The organism is Bacillus sp. FSL E2-8900, from assembly GCF_037966225.1.
In the GTDB taxonomy this organism is placed as follows: Bacteria; Bacillota; Bacilli; order Bacillales; family Bacillaceae_G; genus Bacillus_A; species Bacillus_A cereus.
Map to the genome: position 1 here is coordinate 1,374,192 of NZ_CP150193.1, position 25,223 is coordinate 1,399,414.

The window sequence follows — 25,223 nt, forward strand, 5'->3', positions numbered from 1 at the left end:
ACAATGAGTTATGAAAAAGTATGGGCTAACAATGAAAAATTAAATCAGACCGAGAAAAATAAATTAGAAAAAGATGGCTTAGAAATTTTTAATGATATTCCTTACTATGCGGAAAATGGTTTCGAATCTATTCCGAAAGAAGAGTGGGATGCCTTTAAATGGGCAGGCTTGTATTTACAAAGACCGAAAGAAGCTGGTTATTTTATGATGCGGGTAAATATTCCGTCAGGGATTATTACAAATGCACAGGCAGAAGTACTTGCTTCTATCGCTGAAGATTATGGACGTAATGTAATAGATATTACGACGAGACAGGCGATTCAGTTTCACTGGTTAGAAATTCAGCAAATTCCAGATATTTTTAAAAGATTAACAAGAGTTGGGTTATCTTCAGCGGGGGCTTGTGGTGATATAACGCGGAATATTACAGGTAATCCGCTTGCTGGTATTGATGCAAATGAACTATTCGATACAACGCATATTGTAAAAGAAGTATATGATTACTTCCAACATAATGAAGAGTTTTCTAACTTGCCACGTAAATTTAAAATGTCTATTAGTTCTAATATTTATAATTCAGCAAACGCAGAAATTAACTGTGTTGCATTTACGCCTGCAACGAAAGAAATAGATGGTGAGAAAAAAGTTGGTTTTCATATAAAAGTAGGTGGAGGATTATCAGCTCGACCGTATTTAGCTGATGAATTAGATGTATTCGTTTTACCAGAAGAAGTGAAGGCGGTGGCGATTGCGATTGCTACTATATTCCGTGATTTTGGATATCGTGAAAAACGTCATTTAGCTCGGTTGAAATTTCTTGTTGCGGACTGGGGAGCAGAGAAATTTAAAGAGAAACTAATAGAGTATACAGGGCCTTTACAAAGTAAAGGGGAAAGTGCACTCAAAGGATGGAATGCAGGCTATTTTTATGGTGTTCAAGACCAAAAACAAAAGGGATTAAAATATGTAGGTTTTAATGTACCGGTAGGTCGTTTACATGCAGAAGAAATGTTTGAGATTGCAAGAATCGCAAAGCAATATGGAAATGGACAAATTCGTACATGTAACTCGCAAAACTTCATTATTCCGAACGTTCCTCCAGAAAATGTAAAAGGATTACTTAGTGAACCGCTGTTTGAAGCGATATCTGCTAGCCCGAAATCATTTATTGGTCATGCGGTTTCATGTACCGGTATTGAATATTGTAATCTTGCACTAGTAGAAACGAAAGAAAGATTACGAAAAATTGCAGAATACTTAGATACACAAATTGCACTCGATGTTCCAGTTCGAATTCATATGGTAGGCTGCCCGAATTCATGTGGTCAACGTCAAATTGCTGACATTGGGTTACAAGGGGTGAAAATGAAAACGAAGGAAAAAGGTATTGTTGAAGCGTTTGAAATATACGTAGGTGGAACATTGTTAGATGGCGGTGCCTACAATCAAAAGTTAAAAGGAAAAATAGATGGCGAGGATCTACCTGATGTACTCGCATCATTTATAAGTTATTTCAAAGAGAATAAATTACCAGCCGAAACATTTTATGATTTTGTAGGTCGTGTTGGTGTAGATACATTACAAATAGCGTTAAATAACGTGCTAGAAGAAGTAATAGCGTCTTAGGAGGGACGATATGGATTTATATCGATTTGAAGCTGTGTTAGTAAATAGTATTGTTCCGATTGTTGTTGTTGCTCAAAGTGAAGAACAGGCATTTAAGCTTGCGGAGATTGAGCTTGAAAAGCATTTTTTACCGTTGCCAGAGGTAAAAGAGATTTCTTTGTTTGAAAAAAAGAAGATTCGAAAAGGTGGGGCATTTGTTATCCATGAGTAGAGATCAGTAATACGAAAAAATAAAAACTTCCATTCTTATATACGAATGGAAGTTTCATTTTAATAGAAGAAATGAGGAGAGATGATGGGAAAGGTTTATATTGTTGGAGCGGGTCCTGGCGATCCAGATTTAATTACTGTTAAAGGGTTGAAATGTATTGAGAAGGCAGATGTTATTTTATACGACCGACTTGTGAATAAAGAGCTGCTTTCATACGCAAAGCCTGACGCGGATTTAATTTATTGCGGAAAACTCCCGAATTATCACACGATGAAGCAAGAGACAATTAACACGTTTCTTATTAAGTATGCGAAAAAAGGAAAAGTTGTAACGAGGCTTAAGGGCGGCGATCCATTTGTGTTTGGTAGAGGGGGAGAAGAAGCTGAAGCATTAGCAAAGCAAGGTGTACCATTTGAAATCATTCCTGGTATTTCAGCTGGAATAGCTGCTCCTGCTTATGCGGGCATTCCAGTGACGCACCGTGATGCAAGTGCAAGTTTTGCTATTGTGACTGGGCATAGGAAAGAAGGTGCTGAAGAAGAAGTGAAATGGGAAAGTTTAGCGAAAGGTGTAGAGACTTTAGCGGTATATATGGGGGTTAGTAATTTGCCCTACATATGTGAGCAACTTATGAAGCATGGAAAAGATAAAAGTACGCTAGCTGCTATTATTGAGCAGGGGACGACGTCTATGCAACGCACAGTTGTTGGAACGTTAGGGACAATTGTAGATGTTGCGAAAAAAGAGCAAATTCAAAATCCGAGTATGATTGTAATTGGAGAGGTTGTCCGTTTTAGAGAAAAAATTCATTGGTTTGAGAAGCAGACAGAAAATGCTTATCAAGTAAGTGGAGTGTTGTAAAATGAAAGCCGTCTTATATATATGTCATGGAAGTCGTTTGAAGACAGCGAAAGAAGAGGCGATTCAATTTATTACATCATGCATGAGCCGTATAGAAGCGACTATTCAAGAAGTTTGTTTTTTAGAGTTAGCGAATCCTTCTATTGAAGATGGTTTTCGTACATGTGTGAAGCGTGGGGCCACTGAGATTATTGCTATCCCTGTTTTTTTATTAGCGGCAGGTCATGTAAAAAAAGATATCCCTTTTGAATTGGAAAAGTTAACTAATCAATTTTCGGATGTTAAAGTGACCTATGGTAATCCGTTTGGTGTATCAGAAACACTTGTTAAATCGGTGTATAGCGGAAGTGGCATCGAACAGGAAGATAAAAATGAAGTGACGTTACTTCTTGTTGCAAGAGGGAGCAGTGATCCTGAAGTATTAAGAGATATAAACTGGATTGCTTCTTTATTTCAAACAAAAGAGAAGGTTAAAAAAGTAGAAGTTTGTTATTTAGCGGCTGCAGAGCCAAAATTTGAGGAGAAGTTAAAGGAAGTTGTAGAACGAAAAGAAAAGAACATCGTTGTACTGCCTTACTTGTTATTTACAGGTTTACTTATGAAACATATTGAGAAAGAAGTGCGCCAATATGAAGTGGAAGAGATAAAAATCAGTCCATATTTAGGGAAGAATGAAGCGTTTCAAGATATGTTAATTCAGAAAACGACGGAGTTATTGAAAGGAGATCAGTATGTATCCACTTACAGTGCGAGTTAATGAGAAACGCGTTGTTGTTATTGGCGGGGGAAAAGTTGCAGGATTTAAAATTATTCCTTTACTCAAACAGGGTGCGGATATAGTTGTGATAAGTCCAGAATTAGATGCGAATTTAGTAAAACTTGTGGAAGAAAAGAAAATTCGTTGGTATCAAAGAGAATATGAAAAAAGTGATATTAAAAGTGCTTTTTTAGTTGTTGCAGCGAGTAGTGATTCAATATTAAATGAACAAGTTGCTGAAGATGCCGCTGAGAATCAATTAGTAAATATTATTACAAATCCGGAAAGTGGTAATGTTCATTTTCCGGCAGCGATTCATCGTGGTTTACTTAATATAGCAGTTTCTACTGGGGGAGCGAGCCCGAAGCTCGCAAAAAAAATTCGAGATGATATTGCAAATAAATATGATGAGACATATGAATCGTATTTAGATTTTTTATATGAAGTAAGGTTGAAGTTAAAAGATTTACAGTTAGAAAAGAGGGAACGAAATATATTGCTCCAAGAAGTGTTGAAATCAGTATATGTGCAAAATGAGGGGAAAAGAGAAAGTTTTTTACGTGAGTTAGAGGAAAAGGTTTTAAAATAATAAAAGATAAAGTGCGCTTTACAAATATAAAAATATAATTTATAATCACAAGTAACTTCAATAGATGAAATCGATGAGCAAGAAGAGTACGTATATTTGATGCGTTCAGAGAGCTGGGGTTAGGTGGGAGCCCGGTACGATAAAATATACAGAATGGGCTTGCGAGAGGTATGTTGAACATTGTAGTAGGCAACCCGGGTTCCGCCGTTAAAAGGATAGAGTATCGGAATTATTCCTGTACTTGAACAAGTGGGATTTATCAATCCAATTGAGGTGGTACCACGGTATTTACATTACATATATCGTCCTCTACATGCATATTTGCGTGTAGGGGACTTTTTTATTTTCTAAAGGAGGTGTGCGAGTATGAAATGAAAGTGTATAATTAACAAAAGTTTAAATATTCAGAAAAGGAGAAATTATGATGAAAGAAACACAGCAATGGACGTCGAAAATAGGCTTTGTACTCGCAGCAGCCGGAGCCGCAGTAGGTCTTGGTGCGATATGGAAATTTCCATATGTTGCAGGTAATGGCGGGGGAGGCGCATTCTTCCTTGTATTTTTACTATTAACTTTATTTATAGGTATGCCTCTTTTAATAGCGGAGTTTGTTATTGGACGTAGCACGCAAAAAGAGGCCGTTACAGCTTATAAAGTACTAGTGCCAAATAGCAAAGTATATCCTTGGATTGGTCGTATGGGAGTTGTTACTTGTTTTAGTGTACTATCTTTTTATAGTGTTGTAGGTGGATGGATTTTACTTTATTTATATTATAGTGTGACAGGAAGTTTCTGGAATGGAGCAGCTGATTATGGACAATTGTTCGGTGAAACGATTTCAAATCCGTTAAGTGCGATTGGAGCACAATTTATCTTTATGCTTTGTACAATTTTTGTCGTAAGTAAAGGTGTAGAGAAAGGTATAGAAAAGGCAAGTAAGTACATGATGCCGCTATTATTTATTTTATTTATTGCGATTATTGTTCGTGCGTTAACACTCGATGGTGCTTTTGCTGGAGTAGAGTTCTTCTTAAAGCCAGATTTTTCAAAGCTTACAGCAGATACGATTTTATACGCGATGGGACAATCTTTCTTCTCACTAACAGTAGGTGCCTCAGTAATGGTCACGTATAGTTCGTATTTAAAGAAAGAGGAACATTTAGCGAAATCAGCAACATCTATTGTAAGTTTAACTGTTTTTGTTACAGTACTTGCAGGATTAGCAATTTTCCCAGCGATTTTCGCATTAGGAGTAAAACCAACTGAAGGACCAGGATTACTGTTTATCGTCCTTCCAGCAGTATTTGCAAAAATACCATTTGGTCAATTTTTCTTTATTATGTTTTTAATTTTATTCTTCTTTGCGACTTTAACATCAGCAATTTCAATGCTTGAAATTGTAGTAGCATCTGTTGCGAAAGGTAATGAGAAGAAGCGTCCGTCAGCATCATTATTAATTGGTATTCTTATTTTTGCAGTCGGTATTCCATCAGCGTTATCATTTGGGATTATGAGTGACGTGAAAATATTTGGGAAAACGTTCTTTGATTTAGTCGACTTTTCGGTAAGTAACGTATTGCTACCGTTAGGCGTACTAGCTATTTCATTATTTGTACCAAATAAAATGAGTAAAGAATTGTTGATGAAAGAATTAGAAGTGACGGAAACGAAAGGGAAAACGTTATTTAACATTTGGTTCTTCTTACTTCGTTATGTTATTCCGGTAACTGTAATAATTGTATTTTTAAATGCGATAGGTGTATTTAAAATGTTTGCATAAAAAAAAGGCGGGGATCTCCCGTCTTTTTTTATGTTGATGAATGTAATAGACGATTATACGCTTTATAGGCTGTGGTGACTGCGAGGAATGAACCGATTAAAAATAAAACTGAGCCGCCAAATGTAAATATTCGGCCAATATACGTTCCTCTAGCTTCTTCTATTTTTTGTTGTAATTGCGTATTCATATGGATCACCTCGTCAACTATAGGCATTTAGTTATAGTCTATGTAGAACGCCTATATTGTGTGAAGTGTAAATGAAAAACCTCGGTAGGCACCGAGGTTTTTTATAATCCGATATAAGGAGATGGGTCAACTGCGTTTGTCTTGCCGACATTCCATTCTCCAAGATGAAGTTCGAAGTGTAAATGTTGTCCGTATGATTGGCCCGTATTCCCCATAAATCCAAGCTGATCGCCTTGTTTTACAGTTTGTCCATTCGATACAGAACGACTATTCATATGAGCATATACTGTCGTATATGTTTTTCCGTTTATACGGTGAGATAAATACACTACGTTTCCGTAACTAGATGATAATTCTGAGCGAATAACAACGCCATCTGCAGCAGCGATAATTGGAACCGTTCCCGAAGCAGCGATGTCAATTCCTTTATGGTTATCTAAAGAACGTACACCAAATCCGGAAGTTTTTGATCCAGCTGCTGGTTTGATAAAACCACCGATATTTGTATCATGTGGTGTTGGGGCCGCTTGAGCAGATTTAGTAGCTTGTTGTTTGCGAGCCTCTTCTGCCTGGCGGGCTTCTTCCGCTTTACGAGCTTCTTCCGCCCGTTTTTCTTCTTCAATTGCTTTTTGAACAGCTTGACGTTGATTTTCTAAAATGCCCTTGGATTCTTCTAATCCTTCAATCTCTGAATCTACTTTTGCTACTTTCGTATGTAGATCGTTAATAAGAGTTTGTTGCTGCTGTTGATTATTTTGTAATTCTTGTTGTTTTTGTTCTAGTTTTTGTTCAGAGTCTTTCAGTTGTTGTTCTTTTTTCTCAACAGCCTCTTTTTCTGTCGTTACAGCATTTTGATCAGATGTTTGTTTTTTTACAATATCTGTATCGTTGTTTAATATTAAACTTACGGAGTACATATTATCAACAAGATCAGCAATGTTTGTAGAGTTTGTTAATACTTCTGTAATGATATTTGTACGCGGTTTTTCTTGCATAGATTGTAATCGTTGTTTAATAACTTCCTGACGTGTATCTATGTTTGTTTGTAATTGTTCTATATGTTTCTTTTTGTCAGTAATTACTTGTTGTGTTTTGCTAATTTCTTTTTTTGTATCGTTTAATTCAGTCTCATTTTTATTAATGGAAGTAGTTAATTCATCGATTTTCTTCTGTAATTCTTGAATTTCTTTTTCTATTTGTTCTTTCTCGACTGATTTATTTTGTAAGTCACTTTGTTTGCCTTCTAATTCAGATTGAATGTTAGATAATTTATCTTGATTCGTTTCAGCGTATACGGGTGAAAGTAACGGGGAAGCAAAAATCGTTCCTGCTGCTAAAACGCTAAACGCTGCAAATTTCTTTTTCATTGTTGTCTGACTCCTTTCCCTATGAATGTTATATATCATAAGAAGAAGGGTGTCTATCGTTGTAATCATAATGTAAAGAAAATTTTATAAAATTGCTAAGTTTTGTCGGAATTTATCATTTTTCAACTGTAATTGTCATAGTGCTTACATTTTATTCATATGTGTAACAAAGGTAAATTTTGGGATTTATCTGTGGAATGAAGGAGGAAAGTAATCGTTTTTATGAGGTGAAATATTACTTGGAAAGCTAATAAAACACTAGTAAGGAATCGTTCTCATGTTAGGTTTTCTAACATGGGTCTGCTTTTTGTCAAGAAAATTATTTGTGTTCGGGCAAAGTTATTTTGTTGTCAGATTTAAATTTTTGATTTATGATTTTTAACAGGGACAAAATGTAGTGAATTGTCGAATAATATGTAATACTCTTAATTTCTTAGTTTTATAGAGATAGAATGAGAGATAGAGTGACACATCGAAGAGGGGGTTACAACAAATATGAAAAGAATAGGACTTGCATGGCAAATATTAATAGGACTTGCGCTTGGTATTGCGGTTGGTGCGATTTTCTTTGATAATCCAGCTGTTGTGAAGTACTTACAACCAATTGGTGATATTTTCATCCGATTAATTAAAATGATCGTTGTACCGATTGTTGTAGCAAGTATTGTTGTTGGGGTTGCTGGTGTTGGCGATGTTAAAAAACTAGGTCGACTAGGCGGAAAAACAATTCTTTACTTTGAAATTATTACAACAATTGCAATTATTGTTGGTCTATTAATAGCGAATATTTTCCAACCAGGAAAAGGCGTAAATATGGAGCAGTTAACAAAGACAGATATTTCGAAATATACACATACGACAGAGCAAGTACAAAGTCATTCATTTGCAGATACATTTGTAAATATTGTTCCAACGAACATTATGAAGTCGTTAGCTGACGGAGATATGCTTGCTATTATCTTCTTCTCTGTACTATTTGGTTTAGGTGTAGCAGCGATTGGTGAAAGAGGAAGACCAGTTCTTCAATTTTTCCAAGGTGTAGCTGATGCAATGTTTTACGTAACAAACCAAGTTATGAAATTTGCACCATTTGGTGTGTTTGCACTAATTGGTGTTACAGTTTCTACATTTGGTCTTGCTTCATTAATTCCGTTAGGGAAATTACTAATTGTCGTATATGGAGCAATGATTTTCTTCGTCGTAGTTGTCTTAGGACTTACAGCGAAAATATTTGGAATTAACATTTTCCAATTCTTTAAGATTTTAAAAGACGAGCTGATCTTAGCGTATTCTACAGCAAGCTCAGAAACAGTTTTACCAAAAATCATGGAGAAAATGGAGAAATTCGGTTGCCCGAAAGCAATTACATCTTTCGTTATTCCGACAGGTTATTCATTTAACTTAGATGGATCAACTTTATATCAAGCAATTGCGGCTATTTTCTTAGCGCAAATGTACGGTATTGATTTATCTATTACACAACAAATTACATTGTTGCTTGTATTAATGGTTACATCAAAAGGTATCGCAGGTGTACCGGGCGTATCATTCGTTGTATTATTAGCGACACTTGGTACAGTAGGTATTCCACCTGAAGGCTTAGCGTTCATTGCTGGTATTGACCGTATTTTAGATATGGCTCGTACAGCAGTTAACGTTGTAGGAAACTCTTTAGCAGCTGTAGTTATGTCTAAGTGGGAAGGTCAATATGACGCTGAAAAAGGACAAGCTTATTTAAAAGAGATTTCTGAAAAGGGTCAAGCGGCTTAATTATAATATGAACAAGCTCTCACATAATATGTGGGAGCTTTTCTGTATATAGAAGAGGAGCAGACATAATGAAACGAAAATATGGTGACGGTTCTTCGTGGAAGAGACTAATAGAAAAGAGTTATACGGTTAAGCAAGTGGAAGAGGGAATGCTCGGAATACTGGATATAAAAAAGGTGAGAGAGCCTAGTTGTAAAGAATATGATGGTAAAGAAATTTGTATTGCAAGTGATGGGTATACGTGGGTTCAATATTTCATTAATGGAAAGAACTTTGCGATTACAGCTATGTTAGATGATAGGCACAATTTAGTGCAATATTATATTGATGTGACGAAAGAATATGAAATAGACGATCGTGGTTTACCGTATTTTGATGATTTATATTTAGATGTAGTATTATTACCCAGCGGTAAGGTGTATATATTAGATGAAGAAGAGCTAGAGGATGCTTATAAAAGTGGCGATGTCACGAAGGAAGAGTATGAGTTAGCTTGGTACACTACGAAATGGATATTAGCAGCAATAAAAAATAGTGAATTTTATTGGATTTCAATATTGGAAGAAGAAATCGAAAAGTTAAAATGATTGTTGTATTCGAATTTTTGTATAATTACCAAAAAAATCTATACAAAAAATAATTGACTTTTGTTTTGTAAGCGAGTAAAGTTAGGGAAGAAATTATTATTAAAAAATAAATATGAAACCTTCTTATAAAGAGAGGCGGAGGGACTGGCCCTACGATGCCTCGGCAGCGGACTCGATTTCAGAGTGCTGTGCCAAATCCAGCAAGCATGTGCTTGAAAGATGAGAAGAGCGTTTCTTATAGATGTATAAGACCTCTTCTCATCGGAAGAGGTCTTTTGTTATTCATTAGAAAAAGGTTGAAACTAGGGAGAGATGGTACTTTGAAAGAAACGAGAGGAAATGGTTTAGCTTTATTACCACTTGGGATATTTTTGGCGCTATTTATTGGTTCTGGAATTATTACAGGTGATTTCTATAAATTGCCGATACTTGTAGCGATTTCAATTGCTGTAGGAGTCGCTTTAGTGATGAATCGTAAAGAAAGTTTTAATGTGAAAGTAGAGCGGTTCGCTAAAGGTGCAGGAAATCCGGATATCATGATTATGGTATTAATTTTTGTGCTTGCAGGTGCATTTTCTGAAACTGCTAAAGGAATGGGCGGAGTAGACTCAACTGTTAATTTAGCGTTAACTATTTTACCGCCAGGATTTATCGTAGCTGGAATCTTTGTTATTGGTGCATTTATTTCATTAGCGATGGGAACTTCAATGGGAACAATTGCAGCATTAGCGCCGATTGCTGTAGGTATTAGTGGTCAAACCGATATCTCAATTGCGCTTGCAATGGCTACTGTTGTTGGCGGAGCGATGTTTGGTGATAATTTATCATTTATTTCAGATACAACAATCGCAGCTGTTCGTTCACAAGGAACAGAAATGAAAGATAAGTTTAAAACGAACTTTTTAATTGTGTTACCAGCGGCTATTATTACAATTGTACTATTAGTAATAGTTACTTCAGGAAGTGACACGCAGATTAAAGCACATAGCTTTGATTGGATAAAGATTTTACCGTACGCAGGAGTACTTATTACAGCGCTACTTGGCTGGAATGTACTTATTGTATTAACTGGTGGAACTGTACTATCTGGTGTTATCGGCCTTATAGATGGAAGTTACACGTTAGAAAGTTTCTTTAAAAGTGTAACGACTGGAATGGGCGGTATGATGGAGTTAGTATTACTTGCTATATTAATTGGCGGTATGGTTGAATTAATCCAATATAATGGTGGTATTCAATATTTAATGAATGTATTAACACGTAATATTCGTTCGAAAAAAGGAGCGGAATTTGGTATTGCTGGTTTAGTGAGTATGACGAATATGTGTACAGCGAATAATACGATTTCAATTATCTTTACAGGCCCGCTTGCAAAAAATATTGCAGATCAATATGAAATAGACCCTCGTAAATCAGCGAGTGTATTAGATCTTTTCTCATGTTGTGTGCAAGGATTAATTCCGTACGGTGCCCAAATGTTAACGGCAGCAGGATTTGCAGCGTTATCTCCGGTTGAATTGTTGCCATATGCATTTTATCCAATCTTAGTTGGAGTATGTGGGATTGCTTCTATTTTAATTGGGTTTCCAAGGTTTTCGAAAGTAGCTGAGAAAAAAGAGTATCATAAAACAGCTTAATTTAATATGAATGTTAGTAATTAAAAAACGTGCAGAGGATAGACTCTGCACGTTTTTTTGCGTAAAGGGCTGAATATGACTCGGTCTTAAGTCTGAGTTAAAAACGGTTCTTAAGCTCGTTATGGAAAGATGAAAAAATAGTTAAGATAAGAGTATCAAATCGAAGGGAGGCAAGCACAAGATGAAACAATTTCTAGCGTTTATCGCAGCCGGTATTTTGGCTTTAATTGCTCTTGGTAGTCTTGCTGGTATTGTAGGATTTGCAATCGGAGCAGGAGTTGTATATTGGAGCTATAAATCATTTGTGCGAGCTAAATCATTTTTTGGAAAGTTAGCTTGGGGGATTGTTGGTTTAATCGGTTTATCCATTGCACTTTCTCATTCGCCAGCATTAATCGGTATCGCTGCTTTAGTGGTTTTATACTACGGATACCGTGAGTGGAAAAAAGAAAAAGATGTAGTTGTTGAATTTGCTCCAGAAAGTTCTAAACCATATAGCAACTTTGAAGATGAGTGGAACAAATTAATGAAAAACTAAAACAATAAATCAAATTATAATTAAAGTAGAAGAGAGGAAGATTTATAATGAAACAATCTTTATTCGGACGTGTACGCGATGCAATTTTAGCTGATTTTCATAACGTGTTAGATGAGAAGGAAAGAAAAAATCCAATTGCGATGTTAAACCAATATTTACGTGATAGTGAGCGTGAAATAACAAAAATTGAGAAGTTAATTGAGCGTCATAAAACATTAAAATCTAACTTTGCTCGTGAGCTTGAGCAAGCACGTTATTTCGTTAATAAAAGATCAAAGCAAGCTATCATTGCTCAAGAAGCAGGCGAATTGCAATTGCACGAACGTGCGTTAGAAGAGGTAGCTTATTATGAAGGTCAAGTAACTCGATTAGAAGAAATGTATGCAGGTGTTGTAGAGCAAATTGATGAGTTAGAGCGTCGTCTTTCTGAAATGAAAAATAAATTAAAAGAAATGCACGCAAAGCGTATGGAACTAATGGCACGTGAAAATATGGCACATGCAAATCGTCGTATGAATACTGCGATGCATAAAATGGATGAAAATAATCCGTTCTTACGATTTGAAGAAATTGAAGATCACATTCGTGACTTAGAAACTCGTATGAATGAAGAGCATGAGCGTGATACATTTGATATGAAAATTGCAAAACTTGAGCGTGAAATGAAAGAAAAGAATGATGTATCGTTAACGAAAGAGTTAACAAAATAATAGTAGTATATTATAAAACAGGCTTATGATATAGTGATAGGAGAAAAGGTGTTGGAAAGCAATGCCTTTTCTTCTATGTATATGTGACAAGAAGGGGGGAGCTGAAATGAAGAGACATTTTTCAAAGACACAATTAATGGGGATGCTCCTCATCATATTTGGGTTCGGTCTTTTTCTTGATATGATACTTGGACATTTTGAACCAGGTGGTCTCATTTTTGCATTTATTATGCTTATGTTTGGAAGGCATTATCGTAAAAAGAATCGTTATGTACGGGGAAATGTATTTTTATTTGTTGGTGGTATCGTATTTTTATTCTTCTTATTTTCATCAGCAGCATTTGTTCTTGTCGTATTTGCTTGTTTAGCTTTAATTGGTTATCAATTGATTCAACAAGGACATCAGCAAAAAGCAATGAAGGTTGAAATTAAAGAAAAAGGGATTATAGACGAAGAGAAGCAAATATATCGTACAGAAACATATTTGAAAAATATGTTTGTAGGCAATGTACGAATGATGGATCATATTTATGAACTTGAGGATATTAATGTTCAATATGGTGCTTGTGATGTGGAAATAGATTTAACAACTGCTATGATTCCAGAAGGGGAAACGGTAATTGTTATTCGGGGTGTCGTTGGTAATATTCGTTTATATGTGCCGTATGATATTGAACTTTCTTTAAATCATTCTGTTATTGTCGGACGTGTGCTCTTGCCAGGTCATGAAGAGACAGGGTTTAACCGCAATGTTACATTTAGAACAGAGCAGTATAAAGAGGCTCCTCGACGTATTAAAATTATTTCTTCGCTTGTCGTAGGCGACACGGAAGTGAGGAAAGTATAATGAAGAAACAAAAAAATATTTCGTGGATGTATATTCGTTATTCTATGTTGTCCTCTGTTAGTATCGCACTCATTTGTACAATTGTATATGTATGGAAAAGCGAGCAACAAGTGTATGATTTATTATGGAAGGAATCCATCGCTTCTGTTCCAATTGGCTTGTTTATTATGACTACAAGTTTACTTATCGGGGGAATTGTAGGATATGCAATCGGTTATTATATAGAGCAGCGTATACAAGGATTAAATACTTTTCTATTTGAAGTAGAGCGAGGGAATTTTCCGAGCGATGTTTCGTTTACTGCAGATGATGAATTTCATGAAGTGGAACGAAAAGTAATCGTTCTGGCTCGTCGATTAGAGGAGCAAGCTGGACTCTTTCAAAAAGTAACGAATGAACGAGCTCATTGGAATGAAGAGATGAGACAAGAAGCGATTTCTCAAGAAAGGCATCGTTTAGCAAGGGAGTTGCATGATTCAGTAAGTCAGCAGCTTTTCGCAATGTCGATGATGATGTCAGCGATTAATGAACAAATAACTGAATTTCCAGATGTGACAAAAAAACAATTGCAACTTGTTGAAAATATGGTTGTAAATGCTCAATCAGAAATGAGAGCATTGCTCCTTCATTTACGTCCTGTACAATTGGAAGGTAAGAAACTGACAGAAGGTATAGAGGAATTATTAACGGAATTATCGCGAAAACAACATATGAAAATTGAATGGCTTATTGAGCCAATAGAATTAAAAAAAGGTGTAGAAGATCATTTATTCCGTATTGTGCAAGAAGCGCTATCAAACACGTTGCGACACGCGAAGGCAAAGAAAACAGAAGTGCGCCTTCGAAAAATTGATCAATATGCGATTTTAAAAATCATTGATGACGGCGTTGGGTTTGAAGTAGGGGTTAATAAGGCTGGTTCATATGGCCTAAGATCGATGCAAGAGCGTGTTCATGAAATTGGTGGGACACTTAAGGTACTTAGTTTCCCGGCCAAAGGTACACAAATAGAAGTAAAAGTACCGATTATGATTGAGAGAGGGGGAGAAGTATGATAAAAGTATTGCTTGTCGATGATCATGAAATGGTTCGTATGGGTGTATCGGCATATTTATCAACACAGCCAGATATTGAAGTAGTAGGGGAAGCTGAGAATGGAAGAAAAGGATCAGAATTAGCATTGCAATTAAGGCCGGATATTATTTTAATGGACCTTGTTATGGATGAGATGGATGGTGTCGAAGCAACACGTGCTATTATTCAAGAATGGCCAGAAGCAAAAATTGTAGTTGTAACAAGCTTTTTAGATGACGAAAAATTGTATCCTGTTATTGAGGCTGGGGCGACCAGTTACTTATTAAAAACATCAAGAGCAAGTGATATTGCTGATGCTGTACGAGCTACTTATGATGGAGAAACAGTATTAGAGCCGAAAGTTACTGGGAAAATGATGTCCCGTATGCGTCAAAAGAAAGAGCAACCTTTGCATGATGATTTAACGGAAAGAGAGTTTGAGATTTTGTTATTAATTGCAGAGGGAAAAAGTAATCAAGAGATTGCGGACGAGTTATTTATTGCACTGAAAACGGTAAAGACACATGTGAGTAATATATTAAATAAATTGAATGTAAGTGACCGTACTCAGGCGGTTATTTATGCATTTAGGCATCAATTAACGAAGTGATAAAGTGAAACTTTAATCAGTGGGGAGGTTGTTCCTCTCCCACTGATTATCAGCCCTCACCAATCGGACTTTTACGGGCAGTTAATGCGGGATAAAGTAAAACTTTAATTGGCGGGGAATTCCTCGCTGATTATTGGCTCGATGCAATATAGATTTGGCGTTAAAACAATTGAATGTTTTTATTGACGACAAATAATGTAAGCGTTATCATTGAGGTGTTAACAGTACATATAAAGGGGAGAATGTATATGTTAGTTCAAACTATATTCGGAATGGATAAGTCTAAAAAATTAGGGGATTATGTGAACGCATTACAAGCGCTTTGTGAACAATATAATGTTGAAACAGATAAAATTGCGATTATTGAGGCTACAGAGGAATACTATTTATTTTTAGTAAAGCAAGAAGAGCACTATGATGTTGTCAAGGTAGAAACAGTTGATACGAATATTGAATATTATACGAAGGCTTATAAAATAAGCAGTTTTAATCATACTGCGTATCAAATGTAAAAAAACTCCCTTTTGGGAGTTTTTTTAGGAGGCTTTTACTTCGTGAGATTCGGTTACTAATGGAACTTTTTTCGTACCGCTTAACTTAGCCATTGCAAGACCAATAAGAGCTCCTACTAATGCTGGTATTAGCCAGCCGATTCCTTCATTATATAAAGGAATAAATTCAAAATATGGTGTGATAAATGAAACTGAAATACCACCTTGTTTTAATCCATCAAATACGCTCACTACAGCTGCTCCAATTAAAGCACCTACATAAACAGAGCGATATCCACCGAAGTATTTATGAAGTAATGATAGTAGTACGAGTACAATCGCAATTGGATACACAACAAGTAGAATTGGAACAGAGATTGCGATAATTTTCGTTAAACCTAAGTTGGCAACTAGTAATCCTAATGCGCAAATGATACTCGCGAACGTTTTGTATGAAAATGTAGTCAATAATGTTGAAAAATATTGGCTGCACGCAGATACGAGTCCAACGCATGTCGTTAAACAAGCGAGTGTAACGATAAGAGATAATAGGAGCAAACCGTATGGACCGAATAATTGTTGTACGATAACAGTAAGTAGCTGTCCGCCATTTTTTGCATATCCGAGCGAGACGCTAGTTGCCCCAAGCCAGCCGAGTGCACCGTATACAAGTACGAGCCCTGTAGCGGCAATAAGCCCTGCTTTTGCTGTGGCGATGGCAATGGACTTACGATCATTCACACCTTTAGAGCGAATTGCATTTACAACGATAATTCCGAATGCAAGTGCTGAAATAGTGTCCATTGTTAAGTAGCCTTCCATAAAGCCTTTGAAGATTGGAGAAGTTTGATACTCTTGCATTGCTGGTCCTGATTGCCCAAGTGGTGTAAATACACTTTTAACAAATAATAAGAAAATAGAGAGTAATAAAATAGGTGTTAATACATTTCCAATACGATCAACAAGTTTAGATGGATTCAAACTCAGCCAAAATACGATAGTAAAGAAGATGATTGTATATACAAATAGCACTAGGCTGCTAGAGCGGATTGTTTCTGGTAAGAAAGAACTAACACCCATTTCATAAGCGACATTTGCAACACGTGGGATGCCCATAGATGGACCGATAGCAATGTATACAATTACTGTAAAGAAAATTCCGAATAATGGATGAACATGACTTGCAAGTTGCTGCATTCCATTTCCTGATAGAGAAATTGCGATAACAGTTAGTAGTGGTAAGCCAACTCCTGTTAGTAAAAATCCAATCATTGCTGGCCAAAAGTTTTCACCTGCGTTTTGGCCAAGCATGGGAGGGAAAATTAAATTACCTGCCCCAAAAAATAAAGAAAATAGCATAAGACCCGTGAAAAAAATATGTTTTTTTGATACAGTGTTCATTGTTTTTCCTCCTTTTTCATTCATTTGTAAGAACACAAAAAACTCGTCCCTAAAGAAAGGGACGAGTTATATTTACCCGCGATACCACCCTAATTTACACATGTAGAAATAAATCTATATGTATACGGCTTTGCAACGTACAACATGATACGTGTTCCTTGTAACGGGGGACGGCCGGTAAGAACTTACTGTAACATTCGGTTCTACTTCTCGGAGATGATTTTCGGTTACGCACTGAACGTTGGCTTTCAGCAAATCGCCAACTCTCTGGGGAACAGTTCTATAACGTACTCGTTCTCGTCAATGAATTTTTATTCAAGTATTCTGACAGTATTGTTGCATGTTTTTTTTAGAAAGTCAATATGTTTTTTGAAAGATATATTTATATACGGAAATATCGAAAGTGATATTCGTTGTTGCAAAAGGAATAATGAATTGTAAAATAGGAGTAAAAATTTGCGGAGAATTGTAAAATTTATAGAGAAAGTTGATATTTATAGGAGTAAAGAAGGGATTATTTGAATTTACAGAGAATAATACAACAATCCACTTGCTGGAAAGAACAAACCAAAAGAGGTGACTGAAATGCTTGCGATGGGAGTATTATTTGGCATTATTGCTATAATTGGTTTTATGTGGTTATATTATTCGCGTTCGTTTAAACAAGCAGAAGTTTTACTCTTTCAAAAAGGTAGTTTGTTGACAAATCAGTCTAGATATTTAGTATGTCCGAAGTGTGGAAGTGCACAGGCCAGAAGTGGAGGATATCAAGAGTGTTGCAAAATTAGATTATGAAAGAAAGGAAGCCTCACATTATTTTGTGAGGCTTCCTTCCTTACAACTTCATGGCGCTCCAAATTGTCCATCGATCTCTTTCAATAATAGGAGAGACGTTTTGTAATGCGGTCTGTATATGTTGTAGAAGTTGAGAAAGTTCATCATCTGTTAACTCATATAGAATGGATCGACCTGTTCGAGGAGATAAATCTTGCAATAATGCTTCTACAGAATCATGTATTTTTCGTATTTCCCATTGTGTTTGTGCGGGAAGTACATGAAGAGAATGTTTTTGTAATTCTGTCTGTATAGTGTTGGTTTTTGGACGTCTTTTTGACTCTATTTCAATAAGTTTTGGAAATAGAGAGAAAAAATATCCGCGAATGTGTTCGGGACTTCCTGGAATTGTACAATCTTCAATTGTTCGATCTTGTAAAATAAGTACACCGTTTTTATTTAATATACGAGAAGCTTCACGTAAAAATGTAGGAATGTCTTGTAAATGATGAATAACTGCACGCGAAATAACTATGTCGAATGTTTCATTAGGGTATGGGATATTATGTGCATCACCGTGGATGAATGAAATGTTTGAAAAGTTGTTACAATTTTCTTTTGCAGCTTGTAATATTTCTTTTGAAAAATCAAGTCCCACAACATTTTTGGCTCCCATAAGAGCGAGTTCTTTCGTATAAATCCCACCACCACAGCCGATATCAATTATTTGCTTGTTTTGTATTTCTGTAATATTTTTTACCATTTCAGCCCAAGAAATATGAGCGTTTCTTATTGCATATGTGTACTTATTATTTTCATCATGAAAATTAATGGACATGATAAAGACCTCCTTTCAATGATTAGTATAGCGTATTTAATAGGATGTCACGTTTTTGTTTTATGTATGAAGATTATAAGGATTTCTTATCGTAAGAGGAGGATTAATTTGAAAGGGAAATATGTATTGGTGTTGTTGTTTGTTATGTTACTAGCAGCTTGTGGTCAAGTTGAGCCGAAAAAAGAAACAAAAAAAGTAGAAGAGACGGTGAATGAAGTGAAAGAAACAATAGGGGTAACCGTTATACAAAAAAAACATAAAGAGAAAAAGTTGCAGGAATCAGAAGCGAAGTTAGTAATAGACATTTTGAATAAAGCTGAGAAACAAGAAATAACAGGAAGCTTCGGTGAACCTGAATATGAAATACAAATTAGTAGAGATGGGAAAAAAGAAACTTATTATGCATGGTTAAGGGGAGAAGATAGACGAGGATGGGTGCAATATAAGAAAGCTATGTATATGTTGAATGAAAAAGATACGGAAAAGCTTTTGGATATATTTCCAAATGTCTCAGAACAAAAAGAAGATGAGATGCAGGTAAGTCCTTTAACAGAAGTAACAAAAAAAGATTTGCAGATTACCGCATTTCATATTAAAACAGGCGATCAAAACGTGAATTATACGGTACGGTATACGATTTCACAATCACTATACAATAAGTTAGTGAAGGAGCAAGAATATTATTTGCAACTCAATTTTCCAGAAAAAGTTCAAAAATTAATTGGAGCAAAAGAGAGTGAAATAATTTTAGGTGAAAAAGTAAAGGAAGGGTATAAGCAATATGAATTGCATGCTACTGTTCCGATAAAAAGCGCTTCAGAATCACAATTAAAATCATTAGAAACATATTACGAAAATTATGATTTGAAAATATTAAACAGTGAAAAAGAAAAAATAGGTGTGTTTCAAAATATAATTCAGATTGTTAAAGATTATGGTGAAAAAATGAATTTTCAAAGATAAAGTGAGACTTTAATTAGCCCTTACGGATTGGAATGAATGTAAACTCGTCAAATCTATATGACCTTTCCTAGGAAATGATAATAGAGAGGGGAAAGCACCCCTCTCTATTACTTTGCTTTTGTAGATGGCTCATTCATTGATTTTCGTGTAATAAGAAAAGAAATCATAAGAGCGGAAAGGATGACAAGGGCAATAAATACGTGATTGGGCAACAAATCTAATAATAATACGTAACTAACGGTATAAAAAATAAGAGTTGAAGCTAAAAACGATAGAGCACCTATTATAAGAGATTGTAAATTCATTTGTGTACACCTCCTTTTATTTATATTTTTGGCTGAAAATGGATTATATAAACATTATTTCTAACAATAGAAAAAAATATGTCATAATAGAGAAAAGAACAAGCTTTGATGAATGATATGATTCATTAATGAGAGATAAAGGAGAGGAATATGAAAAATAATAAAAAAGGATTATGGGGAATTATTGTTGCGATAGGTCTATTTTTACTGTCTAAGTTAAAGTGGGTATTTGCAATTTTTAAATTAGCAAAGTTTTCAACGGTATTTAGTATGTTTCTATCGCTTGGCGCATACGCAGTTCTATATGGTTGGAAATTTGGAGTAGCGCTCATTTATTTGTTGTTTGTTCATGAAATGGGCCATTTATGGGCTGCGAAAAGAAAGGGGATCCCAACATCGCCAGCAATCTTTATTCCATTTATGGGGGCTCTTATTGGAATGAAAGAGATGCCGAAAAATGCGAAAGAGGAAGCTTACATTGCCTATATGGGTCCGCTTTTCGGACTTCTGTCATTTTTACCGGCGATACCGCTTTATATAATGACGAAAGAGCCATTTTGGGCGCTTGTTATTTTGCTTGGAAGTATGATTAATTTCTTTAATTTAATTCCCGTTTCACCGCTAGATGGTGGGCGAATTATTTCAGTTGTCAATACTAAAATTTGGGGAGCAGGCCTTATTTTATTACTTGGCTATTCAATTTACTTTAAAAGTATTTTGGGAGGATTTATTGTTATTATCGGTTGTATGGAGTTATATAGAGTAATAAAGAGAGATGAGCCGATTAAGGAATTAGGGCATAAAATTGATGGGATGAAAGAATATGTTACTAGGCTTGAAGAGGAATTAAAAGAAACGGGTGCTGTACATCGGACTATATACGTGATGCATCATGAGATGAATGCATTAAGACAAAGAGAACGGGAAAAAGAGTTACAAATAGGTGAACTTCAAAAAATGGAAGTGTTAGAGTATCTTTTACCGAAGTTCGAACCGTTAGATTATGTTCCATATGAAGATGAAAAAGATGAGTATACAATTTACATAAGGGAAGCATTTGAAGCGTCAGAAAGAAAATTAAATGAATGGAAAACAGAAAAGGAACAACAAGAAAACTATTATAAAGTGGATGCGAAAACGAAATGGACAGTATTTGCTTGTTATATCGGATTAATGGTTATACTCGGTTACACAGCTTATGAAGGATATATTGTTTTACAAGAACATTTGCCAACGAGAAATGTATAGAAAAATATTGTCGAAATGATAGGAAGAATTAATACAGGAATTATATTTCTACGAGAGAATGTTACAAGTATAGTCATACGTTGTAATATTTTTAGTAGAGAAGGAGTTCTGTGTATGAAGAAATTGTTAAATGTATTAGGTATTATTATCGTGATGATCATTGCGAGTTATAGTCTTATGAAAGTGCTGTTACATTATGCAAATAAGCCTGCTGAGGTAAATACAATAGCTCAAATAGAAGATGTGCAAGAAGAGACAAAAGTGCTAGATTTTATTCGAATGACACATGAAAGCTATAATAATTTCTTAAATTATGGTAAAGCAGAGAATTATACAGATGGGGATTGGAATCAATTTAAGCAATGGTTTCAACAACAAGAACAATCTTTAAAAAATATACATACGGAAATAAAGAATGAAAAAATAAAACGCGATGTAAATAGAAGCTATGAAATTGTAAAAAAAGGTGTGGAACTTCAAAATATTGAGTATGTAGTGTATGCTCACCGTGTATATCATGACTTGGATATTATCGTAAATAAATATAGAGGTGAAACGAATATCTGGGGGTATACGGAGTTTGGCGATGGGAAAGATATAAAAGTAATCGAACAAGCTATACAAACAAAATAATAAGCTAGCTAGAATTCTAGTTAGCTTATTTTCTTTTGTAAATGCAATGTTCATATATTATTCACAAAAACACCGTGTTAATAGTGATTAAAATCACAATCTGCATTATAAGATTCAGTTAAACTAAAAACAGTTAAGGAAATAGAGGAGTGGGATACAATGTTAAGTGCAAAAACAATTGAAATCGTAAAGTCAACAGTACCATTATTACAAGAAAAAGGCGTTGAAATTACAACGAGATTTTATGAAATTTTATTTTCGGAACATCCGGAGTTATTGAATATTTTCAACCATACAAATCAGAAAAAGGGAAGACAACAACAAGCGTTAGCGAATGCTGTTTATGCAGCTGCAACGTACATTGATAATTTAGAAGCTATTATTCCAGTTGTAAAACAAATTGGTCATAAGCATAGAAGTTTAGGTATTAAAGCAGAGCATTACCCGATTGTAGGTACATGTTTACTACGTGCCATTAAAGAGATCGCAGGTGCACCTGATGAAGTTTTAAATGCATGGGGAGAAGCATATGGTGTCATTGCTGATGCATTCATTAGCATTGAAGCAGAGATGTATGAAGAAGCTGCACATAAAGAAGGTGGATGGAAAGACTTCCGCAACTTTGTGATTGTTAAAAAAGTGAAGGAAAGCGATGTTATTACGTCATTTTATTTGAAACCTGAAGATGGAGGGAAAGTTTCTTCATTCATCCCAGGTCAATATGTAACGATTCAAATCAATATTGAAGGTGAGACATATACACATAATCGTCAATATAGTTTATCCGATGCTCCTGGGAAAGAATATTATCGTATTAGTGTAAAAAAAGAAAAAGGTGTAGATACACCAGACGGTAAAGTGTCTAATTACTTACATGAACATGTAAAAGAAGGAGATGTTTTACCAGTAAGTGCACCAGCGGGAGATTTCGTGTTAAATATGGATTCAACATTACCAGTTGTACTAATTAGTGGTGGAGTAGGGATTACACCGATGATGAGTATGTTAAATACGTTAATTGAACAAGATTCAAAACGTAATGTATATTTTGTTCATGCAGCAATAAATAGTAATACACATGCAATGAAAGAACACGTTAAGACAGTAGAAAATGAATATGAACAAGTTAAAGCATATACTTGTTATTCTGCACCGACTGAAAAAGATTTAGAAATGAAGAACTTTGATAAAGAAGGTTTCATTGAAAGTGAATGGTTAAAAACTATTATTCCGACAACTGAAGCAGAGTTTTATTTCTGTGGTCCAGTAGCATTTATGAAGCATATAAATGCTGCACTAACTGATTTAAGTGTGAAACAAGAGCATATTCATTATGAATTTTTCGGCCCAGCAACAAGCTTACAATAAGCAAAAAAACGAGGTATTTATTTTACCTCGTTTTTTATTTGTTCTCGTAATAAACGGTTTACTGTTTCACGACGTATACCTATCAGTTGACCAATTTCGGTTTGTGTTAATATTTCATATATAGGAATGTCACCTAAATATAGGGTGAACCATTCTTGTAAACGATGAAGACGTTCTTTCGGAGAGACGGTTGTCAATTGATCAATTCGTTGTTGCATCATTCTTAATTTAGATTGCAATTGCATAGCGATGTTAGCATACGATTCGGGATTTGCTTGAAGTCTCTCGTACCATTCACTACTAGTGATCGGTTCCACTTCTGTTTTTATTAAAGCGATAGCTGTACCGTGATATTCTTTCGGTGAAATTAAAGAATGATGAGGTATCGTTTCACCTGGAACGATAATGTTGAATAAAAATGGTGTTCCGTCTTCTTCTAGCCGAACTACTTTTAATAAGCCTGTTTTTATAAAGTATAAAGGACCGTCCTCGCCTTGACGGAATAGTACATCTCCTTTGTGTAGAATCAATGTTAGCCCCCCATTAATATGTTTCTATTTCTTCTATTTCTTCTATTTTAGCGTATATGTATATAGACAATATGCTATTTCAACAGCAATTTCATTGACGAAATGTATGCTATTACAGTAGTATACTATTTAGTGTGTAATAGTACTAGCAATGAATACGCTGTAGGGGGTTTAGTATATTGTTAGATGCGATGAGAATGACGGATATGAGAATTCCGGCGAATGCTATCATTCATGTAGAAGAGATGAAAGGTGGAGTCGTTTTATCCGTTGAAGTAGACGGCCAAATTATTTATACGATGGCTTATGATGAAGAAACAGATAGCTATGCTGAATTATATGATCGAAACGATAAGAGGGCGTGCCAAGTACATGAAGACTTCATGGGGTGGTCACTTCTTCATTAAAAAAGATGTCAATATGACATCTTTTTTTATTAAATCGATAGAATATACAAAGAAATGAAATATAAGGATAAAATTTGTAATAATTGATTTTGCATTGTTAGCACTCTGTAACTGCAAGTGAACTATTTTTTCGCTATCATAAAGATAACAGTCGCAGTTATAGGAGTGGTCAACTTGAAGAAAGTACATATTTCAAATTATATGTTATTATGTGTTTGTTTAATTTTATTTGTTCTCCTCGGAGGATTTTTATATTCATGTGTATAAGAAAAACGCATTCTAAAAAGAATACGTTATAAAAGGGAAATAATGATTAATCTAGTTCCAAGAATAATCAACGTAATACGTAATAAATTAATTACGGCGTTACCACTTAGTTTTGTATTAATGTAAGCCCCGATTTTTCCGCCAATCCATGCACCCGGAATCAGGATTAATGCATAAATCCAGCTGACATTTCCAAGTGAGATGTGAGTTGCAGAACTTACAATTGCTGATAGAAATACGATGAACATTGAAGTTGCTACTGCAATATGTGCTGGGAATGCAAAAAGAAGCATCATTGCTGGAACAAGTAAGGCACCGCCACCAATTCCAAATAATCCAGATATAAACCCAACTATAAAGGCGATAAAGATAGCAAGAAACGGTGGGAATTGGTAGTGTACAGTATTTCCATCATTATCTGTAAAAGAACGCTTAATTACAGACGTATTTGAGAGGGAAAGAGGTTTTAATTTGTCTCGAAGCATAAGTAGAATTGAGACGAATATAAGGAAAATCCCAAAGTATAAAGAAAATGTGTCTTGGTTTAAAAATTTATTTGCCCATGATCCGATAATACCACCAGGGCCGCTTCCGATAAATAAAATAAGTCCACTTTTATAATCTACTCGCTTATGCTTCATGTAAGTAAGGGTGGAAGATAGTCCTGTGAAAACGACTGTTACCATAGAAGTCCCTACTGCAAGTTGTGGTGATAAACTGTGTAATCCAATTAATAACGGAACAATAATAATTCCGCCTCCAAGCCCAACTAGGCTGCCGACTGTTCCGGCGATTAGTCCGATGAAAAGTAACATGATGTATTCCAAAATTGCCAACTCCTCTAAAT

28 protein-coding genes, 1 riboswitch and 2 other annotated features are annotated in these 25,223 nt (G+C 35.3%); of the genes, 21 read left to right on the forward strand and 7 right to left on the reverse strand.

The annotated features are described in order from the left end of the window. The first annotated feature begins 3 nt into the window (after positions 1-3). The 6 genes from NST90_RS07135 (at position 4) to NST90_RS07160 (ending at position 5,824) form a co-directional block, all read left to right on the forward strand. Positions 4-1,626 carry a ferredoxin--nitrite reductase gene (locus NST90_RS07135; protein WP_000119624.1) on the forward strand — a complete coding sequence of 541 codons (1,623 nt, stop codon included), beginning with the start codon at positions 4-6 and terminating at the stop codon, positions 1,624-1,626. Between the two features lie 10 nt (positions 1,627-1,636). Beyond that, positions 1,637-1,837, forward strand: coding sequence for a DUF3906 family protein (locus NST90_RS07140; protein WP_000366914.1), 201 nt, complete (start codon positions 1,637-1,639; stop codon positions 1,835-1,837). An 84-nt stretch (positions 1,838-1,921) separates the two neighbouring features. After that, positions 1,922-2,698: a uroporphyrinogen-III C-methyltransferase gene (gene cobA / locus NST90_RS07145; RefSeq protein ID WP_000521261.1), complete on the forward strand. Its 777-nt coding sequence runs from the start codon at positions 1,922-1,924 to the stop codon at positions 2,696-2,698. A gap of 1 nt (position 2,699) precedes the next feature. After that, complete coding sequence (locus tag NST90_RS07150) at positions 2,700-3,455, forward strand: sirohydrochlorin chelatase (RefSeq protein ID WP_000648887.1); 756 nt, start codon at positions 2,700-2,702, stop codon at positions 3,453-3,455. Further along, a complete protein-coding gene (locus tag NST90_RS07155; RefSeq protein WP_000283353.1) occupies positions 3,430-4,044 on the forward strand; it encodes an NAD(P)-binding protein in 615 nt (204 codons plus the stop codon). Before NST90_RS07150 ends, NST90_RS07155 begins: the two co-directional genes overlap by 26 nt. Before the next feature lie 64 nt (positions 4,045-4,108). After that, positions 4,109-4,357, forward strand: a binding site (T-box leader). A 111-nt stretch (positions 4,358-4,468) separates the two neighbouring features. Further along, positions 4,469-5,824, forward strand: a complete 1,356-nt coding sequence (locus NST90_RS07160) for a sodium-dependent transporter (protein WP_000665440.1) — start codon at positions 4,469-4,471, stop codon at positions 5,822-5,824. 28 nt (positions 5,825-5,852) lie between these two features. Here NST90_RS07160 and NST90_RS07165 read toward each other — a convergent pair whose 3' ends face one another. Further along, on the reverse strand, positions 5,853-6,011 hold the full coding sequence (locus NST90_RS07165) for a hypothetical protein (RefSeq protein ID WP_001096006.1): 159 nt from the start codon (positions 6,009-6,011) through the stop codon (positions 5,853-5,855). 101 nt (positions 6,012-6,112) lie between these two features. After that, on the reverse strand, positions 6,113-7,378 hold the full coding sequence (locus NST90_RS07170) for a M23 family metallopeptidase (RefSeq protein WP_000726086.1): 1,266 nt from the start codon (positions 7,376-7,378) through the stop codon (positions 6,113-6,115). A gap of 495 nt (positions 7,379-7,873) precedes the next feature. Between NST90_RS07170 and gltP the strand changes: the two genes are divergently transcribed. From gltP to NST90_RS07215, 9 genes are all read left to right on the forward strand, one after another. After that, complete coding sequence (gltP, locus tag NST90_RS07175) at positions 7,874-9,148, forward strand: glutamate/aspartate:proton symporter GltP (protein ID WP_000821130.1); 1,275 nt, start codon at positions 7,874-7,876, stop codon at positions 9,146-9,148. 68 nt (positions 9,149-9,216) lie between these two features. Then, on the forward strand, positions 9,217-9,735 hold the full coding sequence (locus NST90_RS07180; RefSeq protein WP_000824668.1) for a DUF402 domain-containing protein: 519 nt from the start codon (positions 9,217-9,219) through the stop codon (positions 9,733-9,735). A gap of 120 nt (positions 9,736-9,855) precedes the next feature. Further along, positions 9,856-9,961, forward strand: a riboswitch (SAM riboswitch). 94 nt (positions 9,962-10,055) lie between these two features. After that, complete coding sequence (locus NST90_RS07185) at positions 10,056-11,372, forward strand: Na+/H+ antiporter NhaC family protein (RefSeq protein ID WP_000665494.1); 1,317 nt, start codon at positions 10,056-10,058, stop codon at positions 11,370-11,372. Between the two features lie 181 nt (positions 11,373-11,553). After that, positions 11,554-11,910 carry a flagellar basal body rod protein gene (locus NST90_RS07190; RefSeq protein WP_283748220.1) on the forward strand — a complete coding sequence of 119 codons (357 nt, stop codon included), beginning with the start codon at positions 11,554-11,556 and terminating at the stop codon, positions 11,908-11,910. Between the two features lie 47 nt (positions 11,911-11,957). After that, complete coding sequence (locus tag NST90_RS07195; protein ID WP_000814127.1) at positions 11,958-12,620, forward strand: PspA/IM30 family protein; 663 nt, start codon at positions 11,958-11,960, stop codon at positions 12,618-12,620. Positions 12,621-12,726: 106 nt separating this feature from the next. Next, positions 12,727-13,467 (forward strand): cell wall-active antibiotics response protein LiaF, encoded by a 741-nt coding sequence (gene liaF, locus NST90_RS07200; protein ID WP_000820355.1) that lies wholly within the window; start codon positions 12,727-12,729, stop codon positions 13,465-13,467. After that, a complete protein-coding gene (locus NST90_RS07205; protein WP_000744326.1) occupies positions 13,467-14,522 on the forward strand; it encodes a sensor histidine kinase in 1,056 nt (351 codons plus the stop codon). Before liaF ends, NST90_RS07205 begins: the two co-directional genes overlap by 1 nt. Further along, a complete protein-coding gene (locus tag NST90_RS07210; protein WP_000598707.1) occupies positions 14,519-15,151 on the forward strand; it encodes a response regulator transcription factor in 633 nt (210 codons plus the stop codon). The genes NST90_RS07205 and NST90_RS07210 overlap by 4 nt, the downstream gene beginning before the upstream one ends. Before the next feature lie 173 nt (positions 15,152-15,324). Continuing rightward, a complete protein-coding gene (locus NST90_RS07215) occupies positions 15,325-15,663 on the forward strand; it encodes a DUF3922 domain-containing protein (RefSeq protein WP_002023642.1) in 339 nt (112 codons plus the stop codon). A gap of 24 nt (positions 15,664-15,687) precedes the next feature. Here the strand turns inward: NST90_RS07215 and brnQ are convergent, their stop codons facing one another. Further along, on the reverse strand, positions 15,688-17,043 hold the full coding sequence (gene brnQ, locus NST90_RS07220) for a branched-chain amino acid transport system II carrier protein (protein WP_001099143.1): 1,356 nt from the start codon (positions 17,041-17,043) through the stop codon (positions 15,688-15,690). Positions 17,044-17,097: 54 nt separating this feature from the next. After that, positions 17,098-17,356: a binding site (T-box leader), on the reverse strand. Between the two features lie 272 nt (positions 17,357-17,628). Here brnQ and NST90_RS07225 point away from each other — a divergent pair. After that, complete coding sequence (locus NST90_RS07225; RefSeq protein ID WP_000880630.1) at positions 17,629-17,838, forward strand: hypothetical protein; 210 nt, start codon at positions 17,629-17,631, stop codon at positions 17,836-17,838. Between the two features lie 40 nt (positions 17,839-17,878). Here the strand turns inward: NST90_RS07225 and NST90_RS07230 are convergent, their stop codons facing one another. Next, positions 17,879-18,655 carry a class I SAM-dependent methyltransferase gene (locus tag NST90_RS07230; protein WP_000026272.1) on the reverse strand — a complete coding sequence of 259 codons (777 nt, stop codon included), beginning with the start codon at positions 18,653-18,655 and terminating at the stop codon, positions 17,879-17,881. Positions 18,656-18,763: 108 nt separating this feature from the next. On the opposite strand from NST90_RS07230, the gene NST90_RS07235 reads away from it, so the two are divergent. Then, on the forward strand, positions 18,764-19,618 hold the full coding sequence (locus NST90_RS07235; protein ID WP_000677062.1) for a hypothetical protein: 855 nt from the start codon (positions 18,764-18,766) through the stop codon (positions 19,616-19,618). Between the two features lie 107 nt (positions 19,619-19,725). On the opposite strand, the gene NST90_RS07240 is transcribed toward NST90_RS07235, so the two are convergent. Further along, a complete protein-coding gene (locus tag NST90_RS07240) occupies positions 19,726-19,923 on the reverse strand; it encodes a hypothetical protein (protein WP_001053357.1) in 198 nt (65 codons plus the stop codon). A gap of 150 nt (positions 19,924-20,073) precedes the next feature. On the opposite strand from NST90_RS07240, the gene NST90_RS07245 reads away from it, so the two are divergent. The 3 genes from NST90_RS07245 (at position 20,074) to hmpA (ending at position 23,172) form a co-directional block, all read left to right on the forward strand. Further along, on the forward strand, positions 20,074-21,171 hold the full coding sequence (locus tag NST90_RS07245; protein WP_074618960.1) for a site-2 protease family protein: 1,098 nt from the start codon (positions 20,074-20,076) through the stop codon (positions 21,169-21,171). A gap of 114 nt (positions 21,172-21,285) precedes the next feature. Next, positions 21,286-21,804, forward strand: a complete 519-nt coding sequence (locus NST90_RS07250; protein ID WP_000735227.1) for a hypothetical protein — start codon at positions 21,286-21,288, stop codon at positions 21,802-21,804. Between the two features lie 159 nt (positions 21,805-21,963). Continuing rightward, entirely contained in the window at positions 21,964-23,172 is a 1,209-nt protein-coding gene (gene hmpA / locus NST90_RS07255; protein ID WP_000947317.1) for an NO-inducible flavohemoprotein, read from the forward strand. Positions 23,173-23,189: 17 nt separating this feature from the next. Here hmpA and NST90_RS07260 read toward each other — a convergent pair whose 3' ends face one another. Next, positions 23,190-23,702 (reverse strand): Crp/Fnr family transcriptional regulator, encoded by a 513-nt coding sequence (locus tag NST90_RS07260; RefSeq protein WP_000600585.1) that lies wholly within the window; start codon positions 23,700-23,702, stop codon positions 23,190-23,192. 179 nt (positions 23,703-23,881) lie between these two features. Here NST90_RS07260 and NST90_RS07265 point away from each other — a divergent pair, with 179 nt between their 5' ends. Continuing rightward, complete coding sequence (locus NST90_RS07265; protein ID WP_000883009.1) at positions 23,882-24,109, forward strand: hypothetical protein; 228 nt, start codon at positions 23,882-23,884, stop codon at positions 24,107-24,109. A 293-nt stretch (positions 24,110-24,402) separates the two neighbouring features. Here NST90_RS07265 and NST90_RS07270 read toward each other — a convergent pair whose 3' ends face one another. After that, complete coding sequence (locus NST90_RS07270) at positions 24,403-25,203, reverse strand: sulfite exporter TauE/SafE family protein (protein ID WP_000455762.1); 801 nt, start codon at positions 25,201-25,203, stop codon at positions 24,403-24,405. Between the last annotated feature and the right edge of the window lie 20 nt (positions 25,204-25,223).